The organism is Endozoicomonas sp. G2_2, assembly GCF_017744135.1.
Taxonomy (GTDB): Bacteria; Pseudomonadota; Gammaproteobacteria; order Nevskiales; family Salinisphaeraceae; genus Salinisphaera.
Genome location: NZ_JAGHQU010000013.1, coordinates 43,138 through 61,027 on the forward strand (window position 1 = coordinate 43,138; position 17,890 = coordinate 61,027).

A 17,890-nucleotide genomic window follows, 5' to 3' on the forward strand; every position below is an offset into this window, starting at 1 on the left:
GGGACAGCAATATCCGCGCTAGGATTGGGCCCGACTTTCACCGCTCGCCCGCCGCGGCGACTCCAGGAGCCACATGAGCGACCACGTGCATTTCTACGAACCGCGCAACGGCCACGGCCTGGCGCACAATCCCTTCAATGCGATCGTGGCCCCACGCCCGATCGGCTGGATTTCATCGCTTGGCCGAGAGGGCACGCGCAATCTCGCGCCATACAGCTTCTTCAACGCCTTCAACTACACGCCGCCGATCGTGGGTTTTGCCAGCGTCGGCTACAAGGACAGCGTGGCGAACATCGAAGCCACGGGCGAATTCGCCTGGAACCTCGCCAGCAAGCCGCTCGCCGAACAGATGAACGCGAGCTGCGAAGCCGTCGACCCCGATGTCGACGAATTCGAACTCGCCGGGCTCACGCCCGAACCGTCACGCGTGATCGACGTACCGCGTGTGGCCGAGACGCCGGTTTCCTTCGAATGCCGGCTCAGCCAGCTGCTGCGGCTGACCGGCGCCGACGGCAGCGAGACCGACACCTGGCTGGTGCTCGGCGAAGTGGTGGGCGTGCATATCGCGCGACACCTGCTGGTGGACGGTGTGTATGACACCGCCGCCGGGGAGCCGATCATGCGTGCGGGCGGCCCGGCCGATTATTTCGCGATTTCGGCGAACAACCTCTTTCGCATGCACCGCCCGGGCTAGTTGTCGCTGTCGGGCGCCTCGCCGGCATCCGCGGCCTGAATCTGCTCCAGCACCGGCTGGCACTGGCCGCTTTCGCCCGAGGTCGGCGATACCAGCGCCAACAGGGCCGCGGCCGGCGTGGCCACCGCGCCCAGCGCAACCGCGGCCGCGCCCCGGGCGAGCAGCGGCCCGGCCTTCACGCCCGGCGACGGGTCTGCAAAGGTGCCCCGCACATACAGCGGCGAGCGCAGCGTGAACAGGCGTGGGCCCTTGCTCTTCGGGGTGATGGTCAGATCCAGCGTTTCGGGGCCGAAATCGATATCGCCGGTGATGTTGATGATGGCGTTCTCGGTATCGAAGACGAACACGTTCGGCGTGGCCAGCCCGTCCTGGATCGGAATGTCCGCGGCCGCGCAGTTGATCCGGACCTGTTCGTCACCGAACAGTTTGCCGACCACCCAGTTGCCGACATTCAGCCCGGCCAGTTCCATGAGGTTGCGGCTGATCGCACCGCGGTCGATGAGTACCGTCAGCCGGCCGTTCGCGCCGCCGAGCAGCGCCGCGACCGAATTGCCGTTGCCCGCCAGCGATGCGTCGCCGTTGATCTGGCCGAGACTACCCTCCAGCGCCTCGACTTCCGGCACGATCTCGTCGAGCTGCAGCCGCCGCGCGTGCAGATCCGCGCGTGCCGCCAGGGGCGACTTGTTCCCCTCCAGGCGTACCGTGGTGTTGAGTTCGCCGCCGGCCACGCCGAAGCGCAGCGGATCGAGCAGAATCTCGCCGGCATCGAGCACCAGATGCGTATACAGATCGGTCAGCGGCAGCGATTCGCCGTGTTCGATGCGCCGGGCGGTGAACTTCACGTCCGCATCCATCATCGCCCAGCTTTCGGTGTCGAACTGCTCGACCGGGAGTGCCTTGTCGGCGGGCTGACGGCTCTGTTCGCCGCGTTCGGCCTTCTGCGCGTTCGAGTCCGCACCGATCAACGGCGCCAGGTCGGCAAAGCGCAGCTGTTCGGACAGCAGTTCACCGCTGAGGCTGGGCCGTTCACCGGTCTGGTCGAACGATAGACTGCCGGCGATATCGCTGTCGCCGATCCGGCCCTGTAATTCCCGGTACGCGAAGGTGGACCCGTTCTCGTGATCGAGATCGGCGACCAGATGCCCGCGCGTCGAATACGCCGGTGTGGGCGGCAGGGTCACGCCGGTAAGGCGGCGCAGCGCATCCAGGCTTTCTCCCGAGAAGGACACGTCGAGATCCGCGCCGCCGAAACTCAGCGGCTGGCTTATCGTGCCGGCGAGCTGCACGCGGGTGTTGCCCGAGCGCACGTCGGCCTGGAGCGGAAACGGCGTGGTCTCGCTCTTGAGCGCCAGCACACCGCCGATCCGGCCGTTGCCCGACAACGGCTCGCCGCGGTAGCTGCCGTCGATCGTCCAGCCGAAGACGTAATCGCGTATCGACGCGGCGTCCGCTGCAACCGCGCTGTCGTCGCCGCTGATCTGCGCGAACGGCACCGGTTTGCCCAGCGGATCGACCACGAGCGTGAAATCCGCGTCGAGCGTGGCATCCCGATAGCGAACCTGGCCCTTGTCGAAGGCAATCTCGTCGACGCTGACCGTCCAGCCCGAGCCTTCGGCCGAGTCCGGTTCGTCCGCCTGCTCGTCGTTGCCCAGGTCGAAGGTCCAGTTGTCCCGGCCGTCCGCCTGGCGGATCAGCGTGGCATCGGCCCCGTTGGCCGAGATGCGCGGAATGGAAACGCGCCCGGCCAATAGCCCAAGCGGCGCGAGCCAGACATCGACACGGCCGACGCGGGCCATGGTGTCGGCATCGAAGCCCGCCGGGTTGCCCAGGCGAATATCTTCAGCATGCACATGCGGCCAGGGCACCCAGGCGGCCAGACCTTCGGCGTCTTCGGGGCGCGCCCAGTCGAGGCCGAGATCGCCGCGAATCTCGAACGGCCGGTTGATGGCCGACGACACTTGTTCGTTGATCGTCGGCTTGATGCTGTTCCAGTCGAACAAGAGCACGAACACGACGAGCAGGACGACGAGACCGACCAGAACGCCGGCGATACCGATTCCGATTTTTGGTGCGCGTTTCACGACACACTCCGTTGCTTCACGCGACCCCTCGCAGGCACGAGTATGGCGCGAAACACCGATCCGATGTGAACGGCTGTCACGAGACGCGCGATATGCGACGCTAACGGCGTGATTCGACGACGGTAGCGACCATGCCTGCATCCATGCGCCCCCCGGCGGCCACGGCGGCGCTGCTCGCCTTAGGCCTGTTCGTTTCCGGTTGCGCCGGCGACCACGCCACGCGGCCCGCCGACACACAGACCGATGAACCGACGGTCACGCTGCTGACGTACCGCTGCGAAAGCGGCGCGATGATCCGCGCGACCTATCCGACCGATGCCATCGCGCTGGTGCGCTATCGCGGCCAGACCCGTCAGATGCGGGTTGCCCGCGCGGCAAGCGGCGTGCGCTATGTCGACGACGGCCTGCAGTGGTGGACCAAGGGAACCGGCGCGGGCGCGACCGCAGTGCTGTCCGAACGCGCGGACGACGGCGGCGCGATCGAGCGCTGCGAGGAAATCGAGGCGCGCGACAACGCCTGAGACGCCGGCCCCGCGATCGACGATTCGTGGCTTAGTTTGCGCACCGCGCGTTGACGCCCGGTGCCTGCCGGCCTTGAAGCCCGGCCGTGCCGACCCGAGTTTCAGGCTTTCGCTCATCTGACTAGCCGGCGCCTGGCGCCGTTCAAGGAATACATCGCATGGCCAAGAACAAGTCCATCCTGACCGACGATTCGCTGGATTTTCTCGAGCGCTACCTGAACAACGCGTCGCCGACCGGTTACGAGCAACCGGGCCAGAAACTCTGGATGGACTATCTGCGCCCCTATGTCGACGAGTTCATCACCGATGCCTACGGCTCGGCGGTCGGCGTCATCAACCCGGACGCCGACTACAAGGTCGTCATCGAAGGGCATGCCGACGAGATTTCCTGGTATGTGAACCACATCACGGACAACGGTCTGATCTACGTGCTGCGCAACGGCGGGTCCGATCATCAGATCGCGACCTCCAAGCGGGTCAACATCCATACCAAGAGCGGCATCGTGCCGGGCGTGTTCGGCTGGCCGGCGATCCACCTGCGTGATCCGATGAAGGAACAGGCGCCGAAGAAGGACAACATCTTCGTCGACGTCGGCGCGAGCTCGAAAGAAGAAGTCGAGGAGATGGGCGTGCACGTGGGCTGCGTGATCACCTATCCCGACGAGTTTTTCGTGCTCAACGACGACAAGTTCGTCTGCCGCGCCATCGACAACCGCATGGGCGGTTTCATGGTCGCGGAGGTTGCACGTCTGATCCACGAATCGGGCAAGCGGCCGAACTTCGGGCTGTACGTGGTCAACTCGGTACAGGAGGAAGTGGGCCTCAAGGGCGCGGGCATGATCGCCGAGCGCATCAAACCCGATGTGGCCATCTGCACCGACGTCACCCACGACACCACCACACCGATGATCGAGCAGAAGAAGACCGGCACCGCCAAGATCGGCGCCGGCCCGGTCATCACCTATGCGCCGGCCGTGCAGAACCGCGTGCGCGAACACCTGATCGCCACCGCCGAAAAACACGAGATTCCGTTCCAGCGGCTGGTCAGTGCGCCGGCCACCGGTACCGATACCGACGCCTTTGCCTACAGCAACCAGGGCGTGCCCTCGGCGCTGGTCGCGCTGGCGCTGCGCTACATGCACACCACGGTCGAGATGGTGCATCGCGAAGACGTCGAGAACGTCATCCGCCTGATTCACCAGTCCGTGACGAGCATCGAAGCCGGCGAGACGTTCAGCTACTTCGACTGATCGGCGCCATGCCGGCTCGAGCCGAACCGGCCGGGCAAATGGGCTAGCATCGACAGCAGATATCGACGGGGCCGACGGTTCGGCGTGCGGCCCCGTCTTCATGCTGCTGTCGGAGAGTCTCATGATCGGAAGTCTGGCCGCCCTGCTGCTGTTTCAGCTCGCGGGCGAAATCGTGGTGCGCCTGACCGGCCTGCCGTTACCCGGGCCGGTACTCGGCATGCTCCTGCTGTTTGCCGCCCTGCTCGCGCGCGGCTCGGCCCCGCGGGTGTTCAACGACACCAGCCGCGGCCTGCTCAACTATCTCGCACTGCTGTTCGTGCCGGCCGGCGTCGGCATCATCAGCCATCTGTCGCGCGTGACCGACGAATGGGTCGCGATTACCGTCACCCTGGTCGCGAGTACCGCCCTGGCCATGGTCGTGACCGCCTTCTCCCTGCGTGCGCTCACCACCGGACGGGGCGAGTGACATGAATCGCCTCGCACAGGTCTGGGTCTACATCGAGGAAACGCCGCTGCTGTGGCTGGCGCTCACCCTTTGCGTGTTCTGGCTCGCCCAGCAGCTCTATCGGCGCTTGGGTGAGTTCCCGCTGCTCAATCCCGTACTCGTGAGCGTCGTCGCGCTGGTGGTAATTCTCGCGGCCACCGGTACACCCTACGAGGACTATTTCGACGGCGCCCAGTTCATCCATTTCCTGCTCGGACCCGCGACCGTGGCGCTCGCCGTGCCGCTGGCCGGCCAGGCACGCGAACTGCGTCGCTACTGGCGACCGATCGCGATCGCGCTCAGCGCGGGGTCGCTCACCGCGGTGGCCAGCGCGATGGCGCTCGGCTGGTTGCTGGGGCTGGATTCGCAGACGCTGCTGTCGATGCTGCCCAAGTCGGTGACCACGCCGATCGCTATGGGCGTGACCGAACAGATCGGCGGCCTGCCGTCGCTCACCGCCGTGCTCGTCATCCTCACCGGTATCACCGGTGCGGTGATCGGCATTCCTCTGCTGCGCCTGCTGGGTCTGCGGGATCCGGTGGCCAAGGGCTTCGCGATGGGCGTGGCCGCCCACGGCATCGGCACCGCACGCGCGTTCGAGCACAGCGAACGTGCCGGCGCCTACTCCGGCCTGGGGATGGGGCTCAACGGCGCACTGACAGCCCTGCTCGTGCCGCTTCTGGTGTGGCTGTTCGGTTTGTAGCGCCGCCAGCTGCCCGGCGCTTGTTTCCGGACAGCGGTATACCCATGCTCGGGTTAGGGAAAATCGTTGTACACCCGACATGTCAGGACGCGATCTGGAAAATTTCATGTGGGGCGAGGCAATCCGCCGGCTCGACCGCGCCGACCGGATCCAGCGCCAGTTCTTCCGGCCGGCCGGCAGCCGTGCCCGACGCCAGTGGGAACCGCCGGTCGATGTCTTCGAAACCCGTGACGCGATCTATGTCACCGTCGCCCTGCCCGGAGTGCCGGCCGATGCGCTGACCGAGCTCGAAGTGCGCGACGATACGCTGATCGTGGCCGGCGAGCGCCGGGTACCGGCACCGGACGCGCGCGCGGCGCTGCACCGACTGGAAATTCCCCACGGGCGGTTTCAGCGCCGGGTCACGCTGGCGCATCCGCGCCTGGCCATTGCCGGCCATGAGCTGCGCGATGGCTGTCTGTACCTCACGCTGCGCAAGCGCTGAGGCCGGCACCATGATCACCTGCTACCTGCATTACGTGATCGATCCGGCGCGAACCGCCGAATTCGAGCACGACGCAAAACCGTGGATCCCGATGGTTGAACGTTTCAGCGGGCGTCATCACGGCTACTTCCTGCCGCATGAAGGCGCCAGCGACATTGCCTACGCGCTATTCAGTTTCGACTCGCTCGCGGCCTACGAACGCTACCGCGAGCAGGCCGCGACCGACGACGACTGCATGGCCGCCTTCCGCTACGCCGATGAGACTGGCTGCATCGTGTCCTACGAGCGCAGTTTCATGCGGCCGGTCTTCGCCTGATCGCTTCCACATTATTTTTCGCCGCAAGTCCCATCCGTGAGGCAGGCGGCCCGGGCCAATTTCTCAAGCTCATGAACGACGAAACCACGCAGAACACCGATACGACGCATCAGGACAACCACAAGGACGAGATCAGCCATACGCTCGTTCATAGCGGCAGCGCCCCCAAACCGGAGGTGATCCAGATTCTGCCGATGCGCGAGACCGTGCTGTTTCCGGAACTGGTGATGCCGGTCGTGCTCGATCGGCCGGGCCCGATGGCGGGCGCCCAACACGCCATGCGCAACGAACAGCCCGTGGGGCTGCTGCTCGCCACGCCGGACGACAACGGCGACGACAACGACGAAAGCCCCGAATCACGCCTGCATCGTGTCGGCACCGGGGCCAACATCATGCGCTATGTCACCGGCTCCGACGGCAACCATCACCTGGTCTGTCAGGGCATCTCGCGCTTTCGCGTGCGCGAGTTCTTCAAGGATGAAGAAGGCCGCCTGAGCGCCAAGGTGATCTGGATCGAGGAGCCCGCGCCCGAGGGCGACAAGCATGTCGATGCGCGCATGGACAACCTGCGCAACAGCGCGCTGGAAGCGATCGAACTGATGGACCAGCCCTCGCGCGAACTCGCGCACGCGATCCGCTCGATCACCTCGGCCGCGCTGCTCGCCGACGCCGTGGCCGGCTACCTTGGCCTAAAGGCCAAGGAAAAACAGCAGATTCTCGAGGCCGTGGAGCTGGAGCCGCGGCTCGACCGCGTGCAGTCGTTCCTCGACTACCGGCTGGAAGTCATGCGCCTGTCGCGCGATATCAACCAGCAGACCCAGCAGCGCATGGGCGAGCACCAGCGCAAGGCCATGCTGCGCGAGCAGATGCGCTCTATCCAGCGCGAACTGGGCGAGGACGAATCCACCGCCGAGGAAGTCCAGCGCCTGCGCGAACAGCTGGACGAGGCCAAGCTGCCCGAGGAAGCTGCCGAGCAGACCGATCGCGAACTGCGCCGGCTCGAGCGCATGTCCGACGCGTCGGCCGAGTACTCGATGGTGCGCACCTACCTCGAACTCATGGCCGAGCTGCCCTGGGCGAAGCTGTCCGAAGACCGGATCGACATCCAGGCCTCGCGCGAGATTCTCGACGAGGACCACTACGGCCTCGACAAGATCAAGCGCCGCATCCTCGAGCATCTCGCCGTGCACAAGCTCAACCCCGAGGGCAAGGCGCCGATCCTGTGCTTCGTCGGCCCGCCCGGCGTGGGCAAGACGTCACTGGGCCGCTCGATCGCGCGGGCCATGAACCGCGAGTTCGTGCGGGCATCGCTTGGCGGCGTGCACGATGAATCCGAGATCCGCGGCCATCGGCGCACCTATGTGGGCGCCATGCCGGGCAGCGTCATCAGCCATCTGCGCAAGGCCGGCACCCGCAACCCGGTATTCATGCTCGACGAGATGGACAAGCTCGGCGCCTCGGCCCATGGCGACCCGGCTTCGGCGCTGCTCGAGGTGCTCGATCCATCGCAGAACGACACCTTCAACGACCACTACCTGGGCGTGCCTTTCGACCTGTCGAAGGTGATGTTTATCGCTACCGCCAATGTGCTCGACGCCATTCCCGGGCCGCTGCGCGACCGCATGGAAGTCATCGAGGTGCCCGGCTATACGCGCGAGGAGAAACAGCAGATCGCACGCCGTTATCTGGTCGGGCGTCAGCTCGAACAGGCCGGGCTCACCACCGATCAGTGCAATATCGGCGACGAGGCGCTCAACGCGCTGATCAGCAATTACACCCGCGAGGCCGGCCTGCGCAACCTGGATCGCGAGATCGGCGCCATCGTGCGTCATGCGGCGGTGCAGGTGGCCGAAGGCAAGCCCGGCCCGGGCACGATCGGCCCCGACGATCTGGCCGACATCCTCGGCCCGAAGCGCGTCGACAACGAGATCGCGCTGCGCACGAGTATCGCCGGTGTATCCACCGGCCTGGCCTGGACGCCGGCCGGCGGCGATATCCTGTTCGTGGAGGCCTCACGCGCACCCGGTTCGGGCCGGCTGACCATCACCGGCCAGCTCGGCGACGTGATGAAGGAATCCGCCCAGGCCGCGCTCAGCCTGGTCAAGGCACGTGCCGGCGAACTGGCTATCGAGCAAGAGCGCCTGGACACCTCCGATATCCATATCCATGTGCCCGCCGGCGCGATCAAGAAGGACGGCCCGAGTGCCGGCGTGGCGCTCTATACCGCGCTCGCCTCCCTGCTCACCGACCGCAAGGTACGCGCGGATGTCGCGATGACCGGCGAGATCAGCCTGCGCGGCCAAGTGCTGCCGATCGGCGGTGTAAAGGAGAAGACGCTGGCCGCCCACCAAGCCGGCATTCACACGGTGTTGCTGCCCGAACGCAACCGCAAGGACGAGGACGACATTCCCGAGAACGTGCGCGGCGCGCTCGATATTCGCTACGTGTCCCACGTCGACCAAGCGATCGAGATCGCCCTGCAGGACGCCGCCACGACCGCATAGCGGCGCCGTCAGCCACCCTCCAGCGCGCGCAGGCGCGCCTCGAGGTCGAACACGTGCGCATCGTTGGCGCCAAGTTCGCGCAGGGCATCGGCCAGATCGAGCAGATAGTCGCGGTTCGGGCCGCTCGGCCCCTGCGATACCGCGATTTGCCGGGCGATGGCGTCGGCCGGCGCATCGCCCAGAAATGCCTCGTTCTCGGGCGTGGCGATATAGACCAGCCCTTCCTCGTGGCCGCCGTCGGCAAAGGTCATTTCGGTGGCGAAGCGCAGATAACCGTTCTTCTCGCGATGATCGAGATGACCGAAAACCGCCGGCGTGATGCGATAGGCCATGCCGGTGCAGACTTCGCCGGGCGCCTCAACCAGCGTCGCCACACGCCCCGGCGCCTCGGGCGTGCCGCGATGGTCATGCGAGCCCTGCCAGAAACGCCGCTGCCAGCCGCGGATCGTCGCCGGCCGACGCTCGATATAGTCGAAGCCGGCCTTGTAGATCAGCGATCCGTAGCCGAACAGCCAGAGCTGCTCGCGATCGGCGAACCGGCCATCGCGCCGGTTCGCCTCGATGGTGTTGAACGACACCGCCGTGCCTTCGATCAGGCCGCGCGGGCGTCGACCTCGCCGGCCACGCCGAAATGGGTGTAGATCCGGTCGAGCAGCCCGCGCAGTACCTGCCCCTGCAGGCTGATACGCGCCTGCAGTTCGGCCACCGCGTCCTCGGCGTCCACCGCGTCCAGATCGTCCTGGACCAGATCCAGCGGCCGCAGGCGCTTGAGATCGAGATTGTCGGCCAGATCGAATTCCAGCGCGTCGTCCACCGCGAGGTTAAGCCGCACGACCTGCATGCCGGCGCCCAGGTGGGCACGCACTTCGTCGCGCTGCAGATCCATGGCCGTCACCCGCACGCTGGACTTGGTGTCGTCGTCGGATTCGAGCACGCAGCGGTCGCCGCACTCGAAGCCGTTGGGCAGGCGCGCCGGCTCGGCCAGCCAGGTGCTCATCTCCTGCGCGGGCGGTGTGCCGGCGTCGGGCCGTGTCACGGGCAGCGTCCCCAGCGCGGTGCGCAGCGCGGCGACCACCTGCTCCGCGCGCTTTTCCGCCGCGCTGTCGACCCATACGCGGTGATCGCGTAGATCCATGACCACGACGGTACGGCGCGAACGCGTGAACGCCCGCGGCAGCAGCTCGAAATGGGCTTCATCCTTGATGTCGGCCTTCTCGCGCCGGCTGACCTTGCGGCCCTCCTTCGTCTCGATCTGCTCGACGCGCTCCTCGACCTCTTCGGCCAGCACCGCGGCCGGGAGCATGCGCACGATCTCCTGATGCATGCACACGGCGAGGTTATCGACCACATGGACCATCGCGGTATCGGCCTTGAGCGGCGGCACGAAGCCTTCCGTGCTCTGGCTCTGCGTGCCGCATTCCGGGCACAGCGCGTCCGCAAGGCGCTGTTCGAGTTCGGCGGCCGTCCAGCCGAAGCGCTCGGTTCCGAGAAACACGCACAGATTCTTTAGCCACATGCCGGGTCATCCATTTCTATCGTTCAGGAAATCCGCCGTGCCGGCGCCAGGGCCGCGCGCAGCGGCACCCGGCGGGCGGCGAGAGTGGCGCGACCATACCCAACGCCGCGTCCGGGCTCAACAAGACATCCGGCCATATCGATCGCCGCGCCCCGTTGCCACCAAAACGCGCCGTGCGCGCGCTCGACGCGGGCAGCCGGCGAGCCATTGTGCGGCCTGACATGCGACACGCCTTGCATGGCTGAATATCGGGCCGCGCCGAGGCGACGACGCGGGTGTCGCTGTTTCGCCGGCGTCAGGCCGAGCGCCTGCGGGCCGCCTCGATGCGCGCCTCGTCCACGATCGGCAACGTCTCGATCGCGGGATAGGCGAACCAGTAACCCTGTTGCAGCGTGATGCCCGCGGAGAGAAGCCAGGCGGCCTCTTCGCCGGTCTCCACGCCTTCGGCGACGAGACGGATATTCAGACGCGCGGCCAGCGTAACCAGCGTCTCGAGGATGATCTGCCGGCGCGGCGACTCGTGAATGGCGCAGACAAGATGACGGTCGATCTTGACCACGTCCGGCTGCAGATCGGCCAGCAGCTCGAGATTGGCGTAGCCGGCACCGAAATCGTCGATCGCCGTCCAGAACCCCATGGCGTTGTAGGACTCGACGATATTCTGCAGATGCGCACGGTCGCGCACCTCCTCGGTTTCCATCACCTCGAACATGATCCGCGATTCCGGCCAGCCGAGCTCGCGCGCGACCGCCAGCGTGGCTTCGATACAGGCGCTCGGCTCGTAGACGGCATTCGGCAGAAAGTTGATCGACACCGGGCACGGGCAACCCAGCCGGTCGGCGATTTCCAGCGCACGAATACGACAGGCCTGGTCGAAGCGATACAGCGAACACGGCTGCACCTGGCTCAGGATCGCGCCCGCGCCTTCACCATTGACGCCGCGCACGAGGGCTTCGTAAGCGAAAGGCGCGCCGGCGGCCACATCCACGATGGGTTGAAAGGCCATGGTGAAGTCGAAATCGAGCCCCCCGTCGCAGCGGCGGCAGCCGCCCTCCTCGTCGCGCAAGCATTTCGCCATGAATCAGAACCGTGGATTTCGCGGTGAACCGGTAAGCATTGTTGTGAGTATCGGCAGATCTTCTGTATGAAACAGCCCGATATGGAAAATTTCCAGCAGCTTCGACGTATCGCCTGCGGCCCGGCGTGATCTTGCGGCCGGTGCCGCATCGCGCGGGTGCCACGCCCCGGTCACGCCTCGATCGCGATCGGTGCACCCGCAACGAGCAGACCGGGTGTGCGTACGGCGGCCCGCATCCCGCCGACACGATGCAACCCGGTGCGCATATCCAGACCCAGCAGGCGCGACAGATAGCCGCAGGGCGGACAACTGCTCACGATTTCCAGGCGCACGTCGCCGATCGCGAGCGTGCGACCGCGCAGCGCCGCGATGTCGAGGCCATCCACCACCAGATTACGGCGCAACCAGGCCGCCTCCACCGGCACACCCAACCGGCGGCTGCAGAGCGCGACGGCATCACGGGTGATCAGCGACACGTCGCGTGCACCCGGCATCACCGCCGCGCGTTTCGAGAACGTGCCGCGCCCGGCGTGGTAGCGATCGCCGACCAGGCCTTGCCCACGCGCCGCCTCGGCCCGGGCGACGGCGCGCATGGGCGCACCGCGCTCACCGGCGATCAGAATCCGTTCGAGGCGCGGTGTTGCCGTACCGGGCCCCGTTTCGCGCATCGATGGTGTCATCCGAACGATGATGCCATTGGCGTGGGCCGGTGGCGGGCCGGGCTGCGCTTGAGCGCGAGCCGCAACCCTGCTGTGATGGCCTGGATGAATGTATGGCCCGACAGCTCTGCATCGTGCGCGCTCGCCGTCGCACACGCTGACGCATGACACTTCGCAATATCGATGCGCTGTTCCACGCCAAGGGCGTGGCGCTTTTCGGTGAGCCCGAGGGCGATGCGCAGTCCCAGCTCATGCGCAATATCGAAGCCAGCCTCGCGGCCGACAGTCGGCGACACGTGGTCTCGCGCGCCGGCGCCAACAGGCTGGCCGACTTCGAACCCGCCCTGGCGGTCATCCTGGATTCGCGCTGGGGCACGCCGGCGCAGATCGACCGGCTCGGCGCAATGGGCTGTCGCGCCGTGCTCTGGGCTTCGGAAAATCGAATTTCAGGCAACGTGTTGCGCGCGGCCCAGCCCTACAATCTGCGGCTTCTGGGGTCACGATCCGCGGGCATCGTGCAGACCCGCGCCGATCACAATTTCAGCACCCTCGCGCTCGCGCCGCGGCCCGGCAAGGTGGCGCTGATCACCCAGTCGCAGTCGCTCGCCGCGGCAGCACTCGACTGGGCCCTGGGGCGCAATATCGGTTTTTCCTGGATGGCCTGCAGCGGCTCCGAGGCGGATATCGACGTCGCCGACCTGCTCGACTACGCCGCACTCGACCCGCGTACGCGCGCCGTGGTCCTGCAGGTGGGCCATATCCGCTCGCCGCGCAAGTTCATGTCGGCCGCGCGTGCCGCCGCGCGTGTGAAACCGGTGCTCGTGCTGCAGACGCGACGCGCGGTGGACGATGGCCCCAAGGGCCCGGATCCGGCCCGTTCCGCGGCCTTCGCCCGCGCGGGTCTGGTGGAATGCGAGAACATGGGCGGGTTGTTCGACGGCCTGGCCGCCATGGAACTGCTGCCCACCGTGGGCAGCAACCGCGTGGCCGTGCTTGCCAACGGCGCCGGGGCCTGCGCCCTCGGCACCGACGCCATGTTCCGCCATGACATCGAGCCGGCCCGGCTATCCACCGACAGCCGCGCCGCACTCGTCGCTGCCGCACCGCACGCGAGCGATCTGGGCGTGGCGGTGGACCTGGGCCGTTCGAACATCGATCAAAGTCTCGCAGCGCTGGCGTGCGCTACCGACGACGCCAATGTCGACGCCGTACTGTTCATCCACAGCCCTGTCGCCGGCCAGCCGCACGAACCCATGGTGGATGCGATTGCCGGCACCGAACTCGCCGGTCGACTGATGACGGTCTGGCTCGGCCTGCATACCGCACAACCGGCACGTCGCAGCAGCGCAAAGGCGCGTCTGGCGACCTTTTCATCTGCGGACGAGGCGGTGCGCGCGGTGCGCTACCGGGCGCGCTATCACTTCACACGCGAACTGCTCACCGCCACCCCGCCACCGGACCCGACCGTGACGGCGGACGTCGATGCGCTACGCGAGCGGCTGGCCATGCTGTCGAGCAACGGTGTCGAATGGCTGTCCAGCGACGAGGCGGCGCACCTGCTGACGGCCTACGGCATTGCCGGCGAAACGCCGGCCGAAACCGCGGTGCAGGTTCGCGTTCGTGTGTACCGCCACGACGAACTCGGCATGGTGATGAGCGTGCGCGACGAAGCGCTCGGCATCGCACCCGCCTACGGGTTCGCGCCCCTCGACGCCTTGCTGGCACGGCGCATGCTCGAGGGTGCCAGCGCGGGCCGGTTGCGCGGCACGCGCGCCGCGTTCGAAGCGCTCGCCCAGGCCCTCGTGCGAATCGGCAAGATGATCGTCGATCTGCCGCCGCTGTCCGGGCTCGACATCCGCGTGGCCGCCGGCCCGCGGGGGCGACTGCAGGCCCCGGCCGACAGCCTGATCGAGATCACCGGCAGCCCGCTGCCCGCGCGTCAGCGCCTGGCCATGTCGCCCTACCCGGCGCGCATGCGGCATATCGTTTCGCTGAAGAACGACAGCCGCTACATCGTGCGCGCCATTCGCCCGTCGGACGAGCCGGCCGTGCTCGACCTGCTGGAAAGCCTGAGCCCGGACGAAATCCGGCTCCGGTTCTTCAATTTCATCCGCCATTTCTCGCACGACATGGCGGCCCGCATCACGCAGGTGGATTACGACCGCGAGGTGTCGCTGGTCGTGAGCCGCTATGACACACCCGACCAGCTCGCCGGCATGGGCACGCTGATCTGCGACCCCGACGGCGCGGAAGCCGAATTCGCGATCCTGGTTCACCGTGCGCACACGGGCGTCGGCCTCGGCCGCCACCTGCTCGACTGCCTGCTGCGCCAGGCCAGCGCGCGCGAGATCGACACCGTGTATGGCGACGTGCTCGCCCAGAATAAGCCAATGCTCGCACTCGCGCGCAGCCTGGGGTTCAAGGTGAAGCTGTCTCTGGAGGATGCCAGCAGCGTACGCGTCGAGATTCCGGCCGCGAACTACGCGCGGGACGACGACTGAGCTGTCGGCGGTCGTCATGAACGCCCCGGGCTCGTATAATCGGGGTATTCACCCCTACCGGAACCAACCGATGGCCGGCTGCTGCAGCGAAGACGACGCCCATTTAGCGCGCATGCGCGAAAGCCAGAAGCGCGTGCTGTGGATGGTGCTGTTTCTGAACGCGGCCATGTTCGTCGGCGAGTTCACCGCCGGATGGATCGCAGGCTCGACCGCACTGCTCGCCGACTCGCTGGATATGCTCGGCGACACCATGGTCTATGCCCTGAGCCTCGCGGTGATTTCGCAGGGCGCACGTGCGAAAGCCCTTTCGGCCGGCTTCAAGGGCGCCATCATGCTCGGTTTCGGGGTGCTGGTCGCGGTGCAGCTCGTGTTCAAGCTCATCTACGGGCTGCCGCCCCAGGCGTCGCTGATGGCGATCGTCGGCGCGCTCGCGCTGGTGGGCAACATCGCCTGCCTGGCGCTGCTCACCCGCCACCGCGAGGATGACGTGAACATGAGTTCGGTCTGGGTCTGCTCGCGTAACGATCTCGTGGCAAACAGCGGCGTGATTCTCGCCGCCGGGCTGGTCGCCTGGACACAGAGCATCTGGCCGGACCTGCTCATCGGCGCCGCGATTGCGGGTCTGTTCCTACGCTCGTCCATTGGCGTGCTCGGCGAGGCCCGTACCGCGTATCACGCCGCCGGCCGCGACAACGCCCCGCTGGCCGACGGGCATGGCTGACAGCACGGCCGCCGACCCCGCGCCGATCGCTTCGCCCGACGCGGTGTTGCGTTTCTGGTTCGAGGAACTCACCCCCGGCGACTGGTTTCGTAAATCCGACGCCCTTGATCGCAAGATCGCAGACCGATTCGAGGCCACGCTGCGTGTCGCCGGTTCCAAAGGCCTTCGGGCATGGCGCGAAACGGCAGCTGGACGGCTCGCGGAAATACTCGTGCTCGACCAGTTCTCCCGCAATATCCATCGGGACAGCGCCCGCGCGTTCGAAAACGATGCCGCCGCGCGCGCCCTCACACGCGATGCGATCGACACGGGCGACGACCAGTCGCTTACACCCCAGCAGCGCGCGTTCTTGTATATGCCGCTCATGCACAGTGAGGCGCGCGCGGATCACGAAACAGCGCTCGCGCTGTATGAAAGCCTGGGCTTGCAAGGGCACCTCGATGCCGAACGCCAGCACTACCGGATCATCGAGCGATTCGGTCGCTACCCACACCGCAACGCCCTGCTCGGGCGCGAAAGCACACCGGATGAAAAGGCTTTCCTTGCCGAACCCGGCTCGTCGTTCTGAAAACAGCCAACCGGCGTCGCTGGCTCGTTTTCTTGAGATACGGCGTGTGCACGAGGAGTGGTCCACCGTCGGTGACAATACCAACCCCGCGTGTTCGGGCTGAGATCAACTGAATCAGGCGCGCTCTTTGCGACAACCCGTATTCGTTTTGGAGTTCAGGACGAACTTCGCGGATCGCGTCAAGTATCGAGTGGCCCTCTTTCGATGCCGCGCGCACGTGAAACAGCAGAGCGCACACAGTGAAGAGACTTGGCGCGATGTTGCTACAAGCAAGCCAGTTCGCGGCTGCGCCGCTTACTCCGCGGTTCGGATTCGCAACGCGAATCCGTCGAACCAACATCGTTCGTCTGTCGCAGGTTCGACCCTCGATACAGAACCATGAATAAGAGCGGTCGTTGACCGCTCTTATTCATAGCGCCCCGAGCAGGAGTATTCGCGGCTGCGCCGCTCACCCTTCGGGCCCGCGTCGCTGCGCTCCGCGGTTCGGATTCGCAACGCGAATCCGTCGAACCAACATCGTTCGTCTGTCGCAGGTTCGACCCTGGATACAGAACCATGAATAAGAGCGGTCGTTGACCGCTCTTATTCATGGTGCCCCGAGCAGGAGTCGAACCTGCGACCTGCCGCTTAGGAGGCGGCTGCTCTATCCTGCTGAGCTACCGGGGCATTGCGCTTGCGCGGCGCTAGATTAACGCACCGCGACGCCGATCTCGACCCGTGACGGACGAGTAATGGGAGACAGGGCTATCGCTTGCGGCGGCAGGCAACGAAACCGGCAGTGGCGGAACTCAACGCCGCGTGTCACCAGTCCGGCGTCGACCGCGCCGATCGAGGCCGCCTGAGACCGCTGCCGGCACGCGTCCCACCGTTCGGCGCATCGGCTGGACCCATCGATCGATTAAGCCAGCGATACCCGATGCTGCGCCCCGACTTTGCCTGCTACGGCTGCGTGAGGAACGCGTATCGGCCCCACCCCGCCCGCCGCGACGCTTTATCGTTGACAGTATTTGTAGAGGCCAGCTAGCATTCATATGAAACATGTTTCACTAGTCACCTTAGCCATGACGAGTAGCGACGGCGCTTCCCTGAAGCCGATCACCGCGCGTGGCGAGGCGACACGCCAGAAGATACTGTCGGCCGCCGAGGAAGCCTTCGGGCGCTCGGGATTCTTTCGTGCCTCGATCAGCGATATCACGCGAGGCGCCGGGGTCGCACAGGGTACCTTCTATCTCTACTTCCAGAACAAGGAAGACGTACTCGGCGAGCTGGTACGGCATATGGGTCGCGAGTTGCGCCGCATGCTTACGCATTCCATACCCACCGGCCTGACCCGGCTCGACGCGGAGCGCGAAGGCATTGCGGCGTTCATGCGCTTCGTCTCCGAGCGGCAGAATCTCTACCGGGTGGTCCAGGAATCGCTGTTCGTCGACGAAGAGATCTACCGCGGCTACTACATGGACTTTGCCCGCGGCTACATGAGCGCACTCGAAAAGTCGGTCGAAAAGAACGAAATCCGGGACGGCAATCTCGAGGTCTGGGTGTGGATTCTCATGGGCGTCGGCCATTTTCTGGGTCTGCGCTACGGCCTGTGGGCGAAGAACGGCCTGGGCGATACCGAACTCGACGCCGTCATGGACTTCATTCGCAACGGCATCGCCGTATCGGAGCCGAACCGTTCGTGACGCATGCCTGCGTGACCGGCCTGGGCGTTCATGTGCCCAAGGGCCGAATCACCGCGGCTGAAATCGCCCGGGCGAGCGCCCTGCCCGCGGCCGTGGTTCGCGACAAGCTCCGGGTCCATTAAAAACTC

Annotated in this window: 18 protein-coding genes and 1 tRNA gene; 13 read left to right on the forward strand and 6 right to left on the reverse strand. The window is 66.2% G+C overall.

Features of this window, described 5'->3' with window-relative positions; all coding sequences use genetic code 11:
* The first annotated feature begins 73 nt into the window (after positions 1 to 73).
* The gene (locus tag J7355_RS14300) at positions 74 to 694 is read left to right on the forward strand and encodes a flavin reductase family protein (RefSeq protein WP_209063845.1); all 621 of its coding nucleotides are present in this window, start codon (positions 74 to 76) and stop codon (positions 692 to 694) included.
* On the opposite strand, the gene J7355_RS14305 is transcribed toward J7355_RS14300, so the two are convergent.
* Positions 691 to 2,775, reverse strand: coding sequence for an AsmA family protein (locus tag J7355_RS14305; RefSeq protein WP_209063847.1), 2,085 nt, complete (start codon positions 2,773 to 2,775; stop codon positions 691 to 693). The two genes, J7355_RS14300 and J7355_RS14305, sit on opposite strands and share 4 nt — an antisense overlap.
* A gap of 131 nt (positions 2,776 to 2,906) precedes the next feature.
* On the opposite strand from J7355_RS14305, the gene J7355_RS14310 reads away from it, so the two are divergent.
* The 7 genes from J7355_RS14310 to lon all read left to right on the forward strand — a co-directional run bounded on the left by J7355_RS14310 (position 2,907) and on the right by lon (position 9,037).
* Entirely contained in the window at positions 2,907 to 3,296 is a 390-nt protein-coding gene (locus tag J7355_RS14310) for an MliC family protein (RefSeq protein ID WP_247740004.1), read from the forward strand.
* A 158-nt stretch (positions 3,297 to 3,454) separates the two neighbouring features.
* Positions 3,455 to 4,546, forward strand: a complete 1,092-nt coding sequence (locus tag J7355_RS14315) for a M42 family metallopeptidase (RefSeq protein ID WP_209063849.1) — start codon at positions 3,455 to 3,457, stop codon at positions 4,544 to 4,546.
* 121 nt (positions 4,547 to 4,667) lie between these two features.
* Complete coding sequence (locus J7355_RS14320; protein ID WP_209063851.1) at positions 4,668 to 5,012, forward strand: CidA/LrgA family protein; 345 nt, start codon at positions 4,668 to 4,670, stop codon at positions 5,010 to 5,012.
* A gap of 1 nt (position 5,013) precedes the next feature.
* Positions 5,014 to 5,733, forward strand: coding sequence for an LrgB family protein (locus J7355_RS14325; RefSeq protein WP_209063853.1), 720 nt, complete (start codon positions 5,014 to 5,016; stop codon positions 5,731 to 5,733).
* 106 nt (positions 5,734 to 5,839) lie between these two features.
* Entirely contained in the window at positions 5,840 to 6,217 is a 378-nt protein-coding gene (locus tag J7355_RS14330) for an Hsp20/alpha crystallin family protein (RefSeq protein ID WP_209063855.1), read from the forward strand.
* Positions 6,218 to 6,227: 10 nt separating this feature from the next.
* Positions 6,228 to 6,533: an NIPSNAP family protein gene (locus tag J7355_RS14335; protein ID WP_209063858.1), complete on the forward strand. Its 306-nt coding sequence runs from the start codon at positions 6,228 to 6,230 to the stop codon at positions 6,531 to 6,533.
* Between the two features lie 71 nt (positions 6,534 to 6,604).
* On the forward strand, positions 6,605 to 9,037 hold the full coding sequence (gene lon, locus J7355_RS14340; protein WP_209063859.1) for an endopeptidase La: 2,433 nt from the start codon (positions 6,605 to 6,607) through the stop codon (positions 9,035 to 9,037).
* A gap of 8 nt (positions 9,038 to 9,045) precedes the next feature.
* Here lon and J7355_RS14345 read toward each other — a convergent pair whose 3' ends face one another.
* The 4 genes from J7355_RS14345 to J7355_RS14360 form a co-directional block, all read right to left on the reverse strand.
* Positions 9,046 to 9,615: a gamma-glutamylcyclotransferase gene (locus tag J7355_RS14345; protein WP_209063861.1), complete on the reverse strand. Its 570-nt coding sequence runs from the start codon at positions 9,613 to 9,615 to the stop codon at positions 9,046 to 9,048.
* A 14-nt stretch (positions 9,616 to 9,629) separates the two neighbouring features.
* Positions 9,630 to 10,553 carry a recombination-associated protein RdgC gene (locus J7355_RS14350; RefSeq protein WP_209063863.1) on the reverse strand — a complete coding sequence of 308 codons (924 nt, stop codon included), beginning with the start codon at positions 10,551 to 10,553 and terminating at the stop codon, positions 9,630 to 9,632.
* A gap of 295 nt (positions 10,554 to 10,848) precedes the next feature.
* Positions 10,849 to 11,631: an EAL domain-containing protein gene (locus tag J7355_RS14355; protein WP_209063865.1), complete on the reverse strand. Its 783-nt coding sequence runs from the start codon at positions 11,629 to 11,631 to the stop codon at positions 10,849 to 10,851.
* A 170-nt stretch (positions 11,632 to 11,801) separates the two neighbouring features.
* Positions 11,802 to 12,299 (reverse strand): MOSC domain-containing protein, encoded by a 498-nt coding sequence (locus tag J7355_RS14360; protein ID WP_209063866.1) that lies wholly within the window; start codon positions 12,297 to 12,299, stop codon positions 11,802 to 11,804.
* A 155-nt stretch (positions 12,300 to 12,454) separates the two neighbouring features.
* Between J7355_RS14360 and J7355_RS14365 the strand changes: the two genes are divergently transcribed.
* The 3 genes from J7355_RS14365 (at position 12,455) to J7355_RS14375 (ending at position 16,080) form a co-directional block, all read left to right on the forward strand.
* Entirely contained in the window at positions 12,455 to 14,791 is a 2,337-nt protein-coding gene (locus J7355_RS14365) for a GNAT family N-acetyltransferase (protein WP_209063868.1), read from the forward strand.
* A gap of 112 nt (positions 14,792 to 14,903) precedes the next feature.
* Positions 14,904 to 15,512, forward strand: a complete 609-nt coding sequence (locus tag J7355_RS14370) for a cation transporter (protein ID WP_209063870.1) — start codon at positions 14,904 to 14,906, stop codon at positions 15,510 to 15,512.
* On the forward strand, positions 15,505 to 16,080 hold the full coding sequence (locus J7355_RS14375) for a DUF924 family protein (protein WP_209063872.1): 576 nt from the start codon (positions 15,505 to 15,507) through the stop codon (positions 16,078 to 16,080). The genes J7355_RS14370 and J7355_RS14375 overlap by 8 nt, the downstream gene beginning before the upstream one ends.
* A 589-nt stretch (positions 16,081 to 16,669) precedes the next feature.
* Here the strand turns inward: J7355_RS14375 and J7355_RS14380 are convergent.
* A tRNA-Arg gene (locus J7355_RS14380) sits at positions 16,670 to 16,746 on the reverse strand.
* A gap of 395 nt (positions 16,747 to 17,141) precedes the next feature.
* On the opposite strand from J7355_RS14380, the gene J7355_RS14385 reads away from it, so the two are divergent.
* The gene (locus J7355_RS14385) at positions 17,142 to 17,762 is read left to right on the forward strand and encodes a TetR/AcrR family transcriptional regulator (RefSeq protein WP_209063874.1); all 621 of its coding nucleotides are present in this window, start codon (positions 17,142 to 17,144) and stop codon (positions 17,760 to 17,762) included.
* Entirely contained in the window at positions 17,759 to 17,884 is a 126-nt protein-coding gene (locus J7355_RS17905) for a hypothetical protein (RefSeq protein ID WP_280637625.1), read from the forward strand. Before J7355_RS14385 ends, J7355_RS17905 begins: the two co-directional genes overlap by 4 nt.
* Positions 17,885 to 17,890 lie beyond the last annotated feature (6 nt).

Coding starts and splice junctions, on each gene's coding strand:
- J7355_RS14310 (WP_247740004.1), top strand. CDS start 2,907: ATGCCTGCATCCATGCGCCCCCCGGCGGCCACGGCGGCGCTGCTCGCC.
- J7355_RS14385 (WP_209063874.1), top strand. CDS start 17,142: ATGACGAGTAGCGACGGCGCTTCCCTGAAGCCGATCACCGCGCGTGGC.
- lon (WP_209063859.1), top strand. CDS start 6,605: ATGAACGACGAAACCACGCAGAACACCGATACGACGCATCAGGACAAC.
- J7355_RS14330 (WP_209063855.1), top strand. CDS start 5,840: ATGTGGGGCGAGGCAATCCGCCGGCTCGACCGCGCCGACCGGATCCAG.
- J7355_RS14360 (WP_209063866.1), bottom strand. CDS start 12,299: ATGCGCGAAACGGGGCCCGGTACGGCAACACCGCGCCTCGAACGGATT.
- J7355_RS14335 (WP_209063858.1), top strand. CDS start 6,228: ATGATCACCTGCTACCTGCATTACGTGATCGATCCGGCGCGAACCGCC.
- J7355_RS14315 (WP_209063849.1), top strand. CDS start 3,455: ATGGCCAAGAACAAGTCCATCCTGACCGACGATTCGCTGGATTTTCTC.
- J7355_RS14300 (WP_209063845.1), top strand. CDS start 74: ATGAGCGACCACGTGCATTTCTACGAACCGCGCAACGGCCACGGCCTG.
- J7355_RS14325 (WP_209063853.1), top strand. CDS start 5,014: ATGAATCGCCTCGCACAGGTCTGGGTCTACATCGAGGAAACGCCGCTG.
- J7355_RS14320 (WP_209063851.1), top strand. CDS start 4,668: ATGATCGGAAGTCTGGCCGCCCTGCTGCTGTTTCAGCTCGCGGGCGAA.
- J7355_RS14365 (WP_209063868.1), top strand. CDS start 12,455: ATGACACTTCGCAATATCGATGCGCTGTTCCACGCCAAGGGCGTGGCG.
- J7355_RS14375 (WP_209063872.1), top strand. CDS start 15,505: ATGGCTGACAGCACGGCCGCCGACCCCGCGCCGATCGCTTCGCCCGAC.
- J7355_RS14370 (WP_209063870.1), top strand. CDS start 14,904: ATGCGCGAAAGCCAGAAGCGCGTGCTGTGGATGGTGCTGTTTCTGAAC.
- J7355_RS14350 (WP_209063863.1), bottom strand. CDS start 10,553: ATGTGGCTAAAGAATCTGTGCGTGTTTCTCGGAACCGAGCGCTTCGGC.
- J7355_RS14355 (WP_209063865.1), bottom strand. CDS start 11,631: ATGGCGAAATGCTTGCGCGACGAGGAGGGCGGCTGCCGCCGCTGCGAC.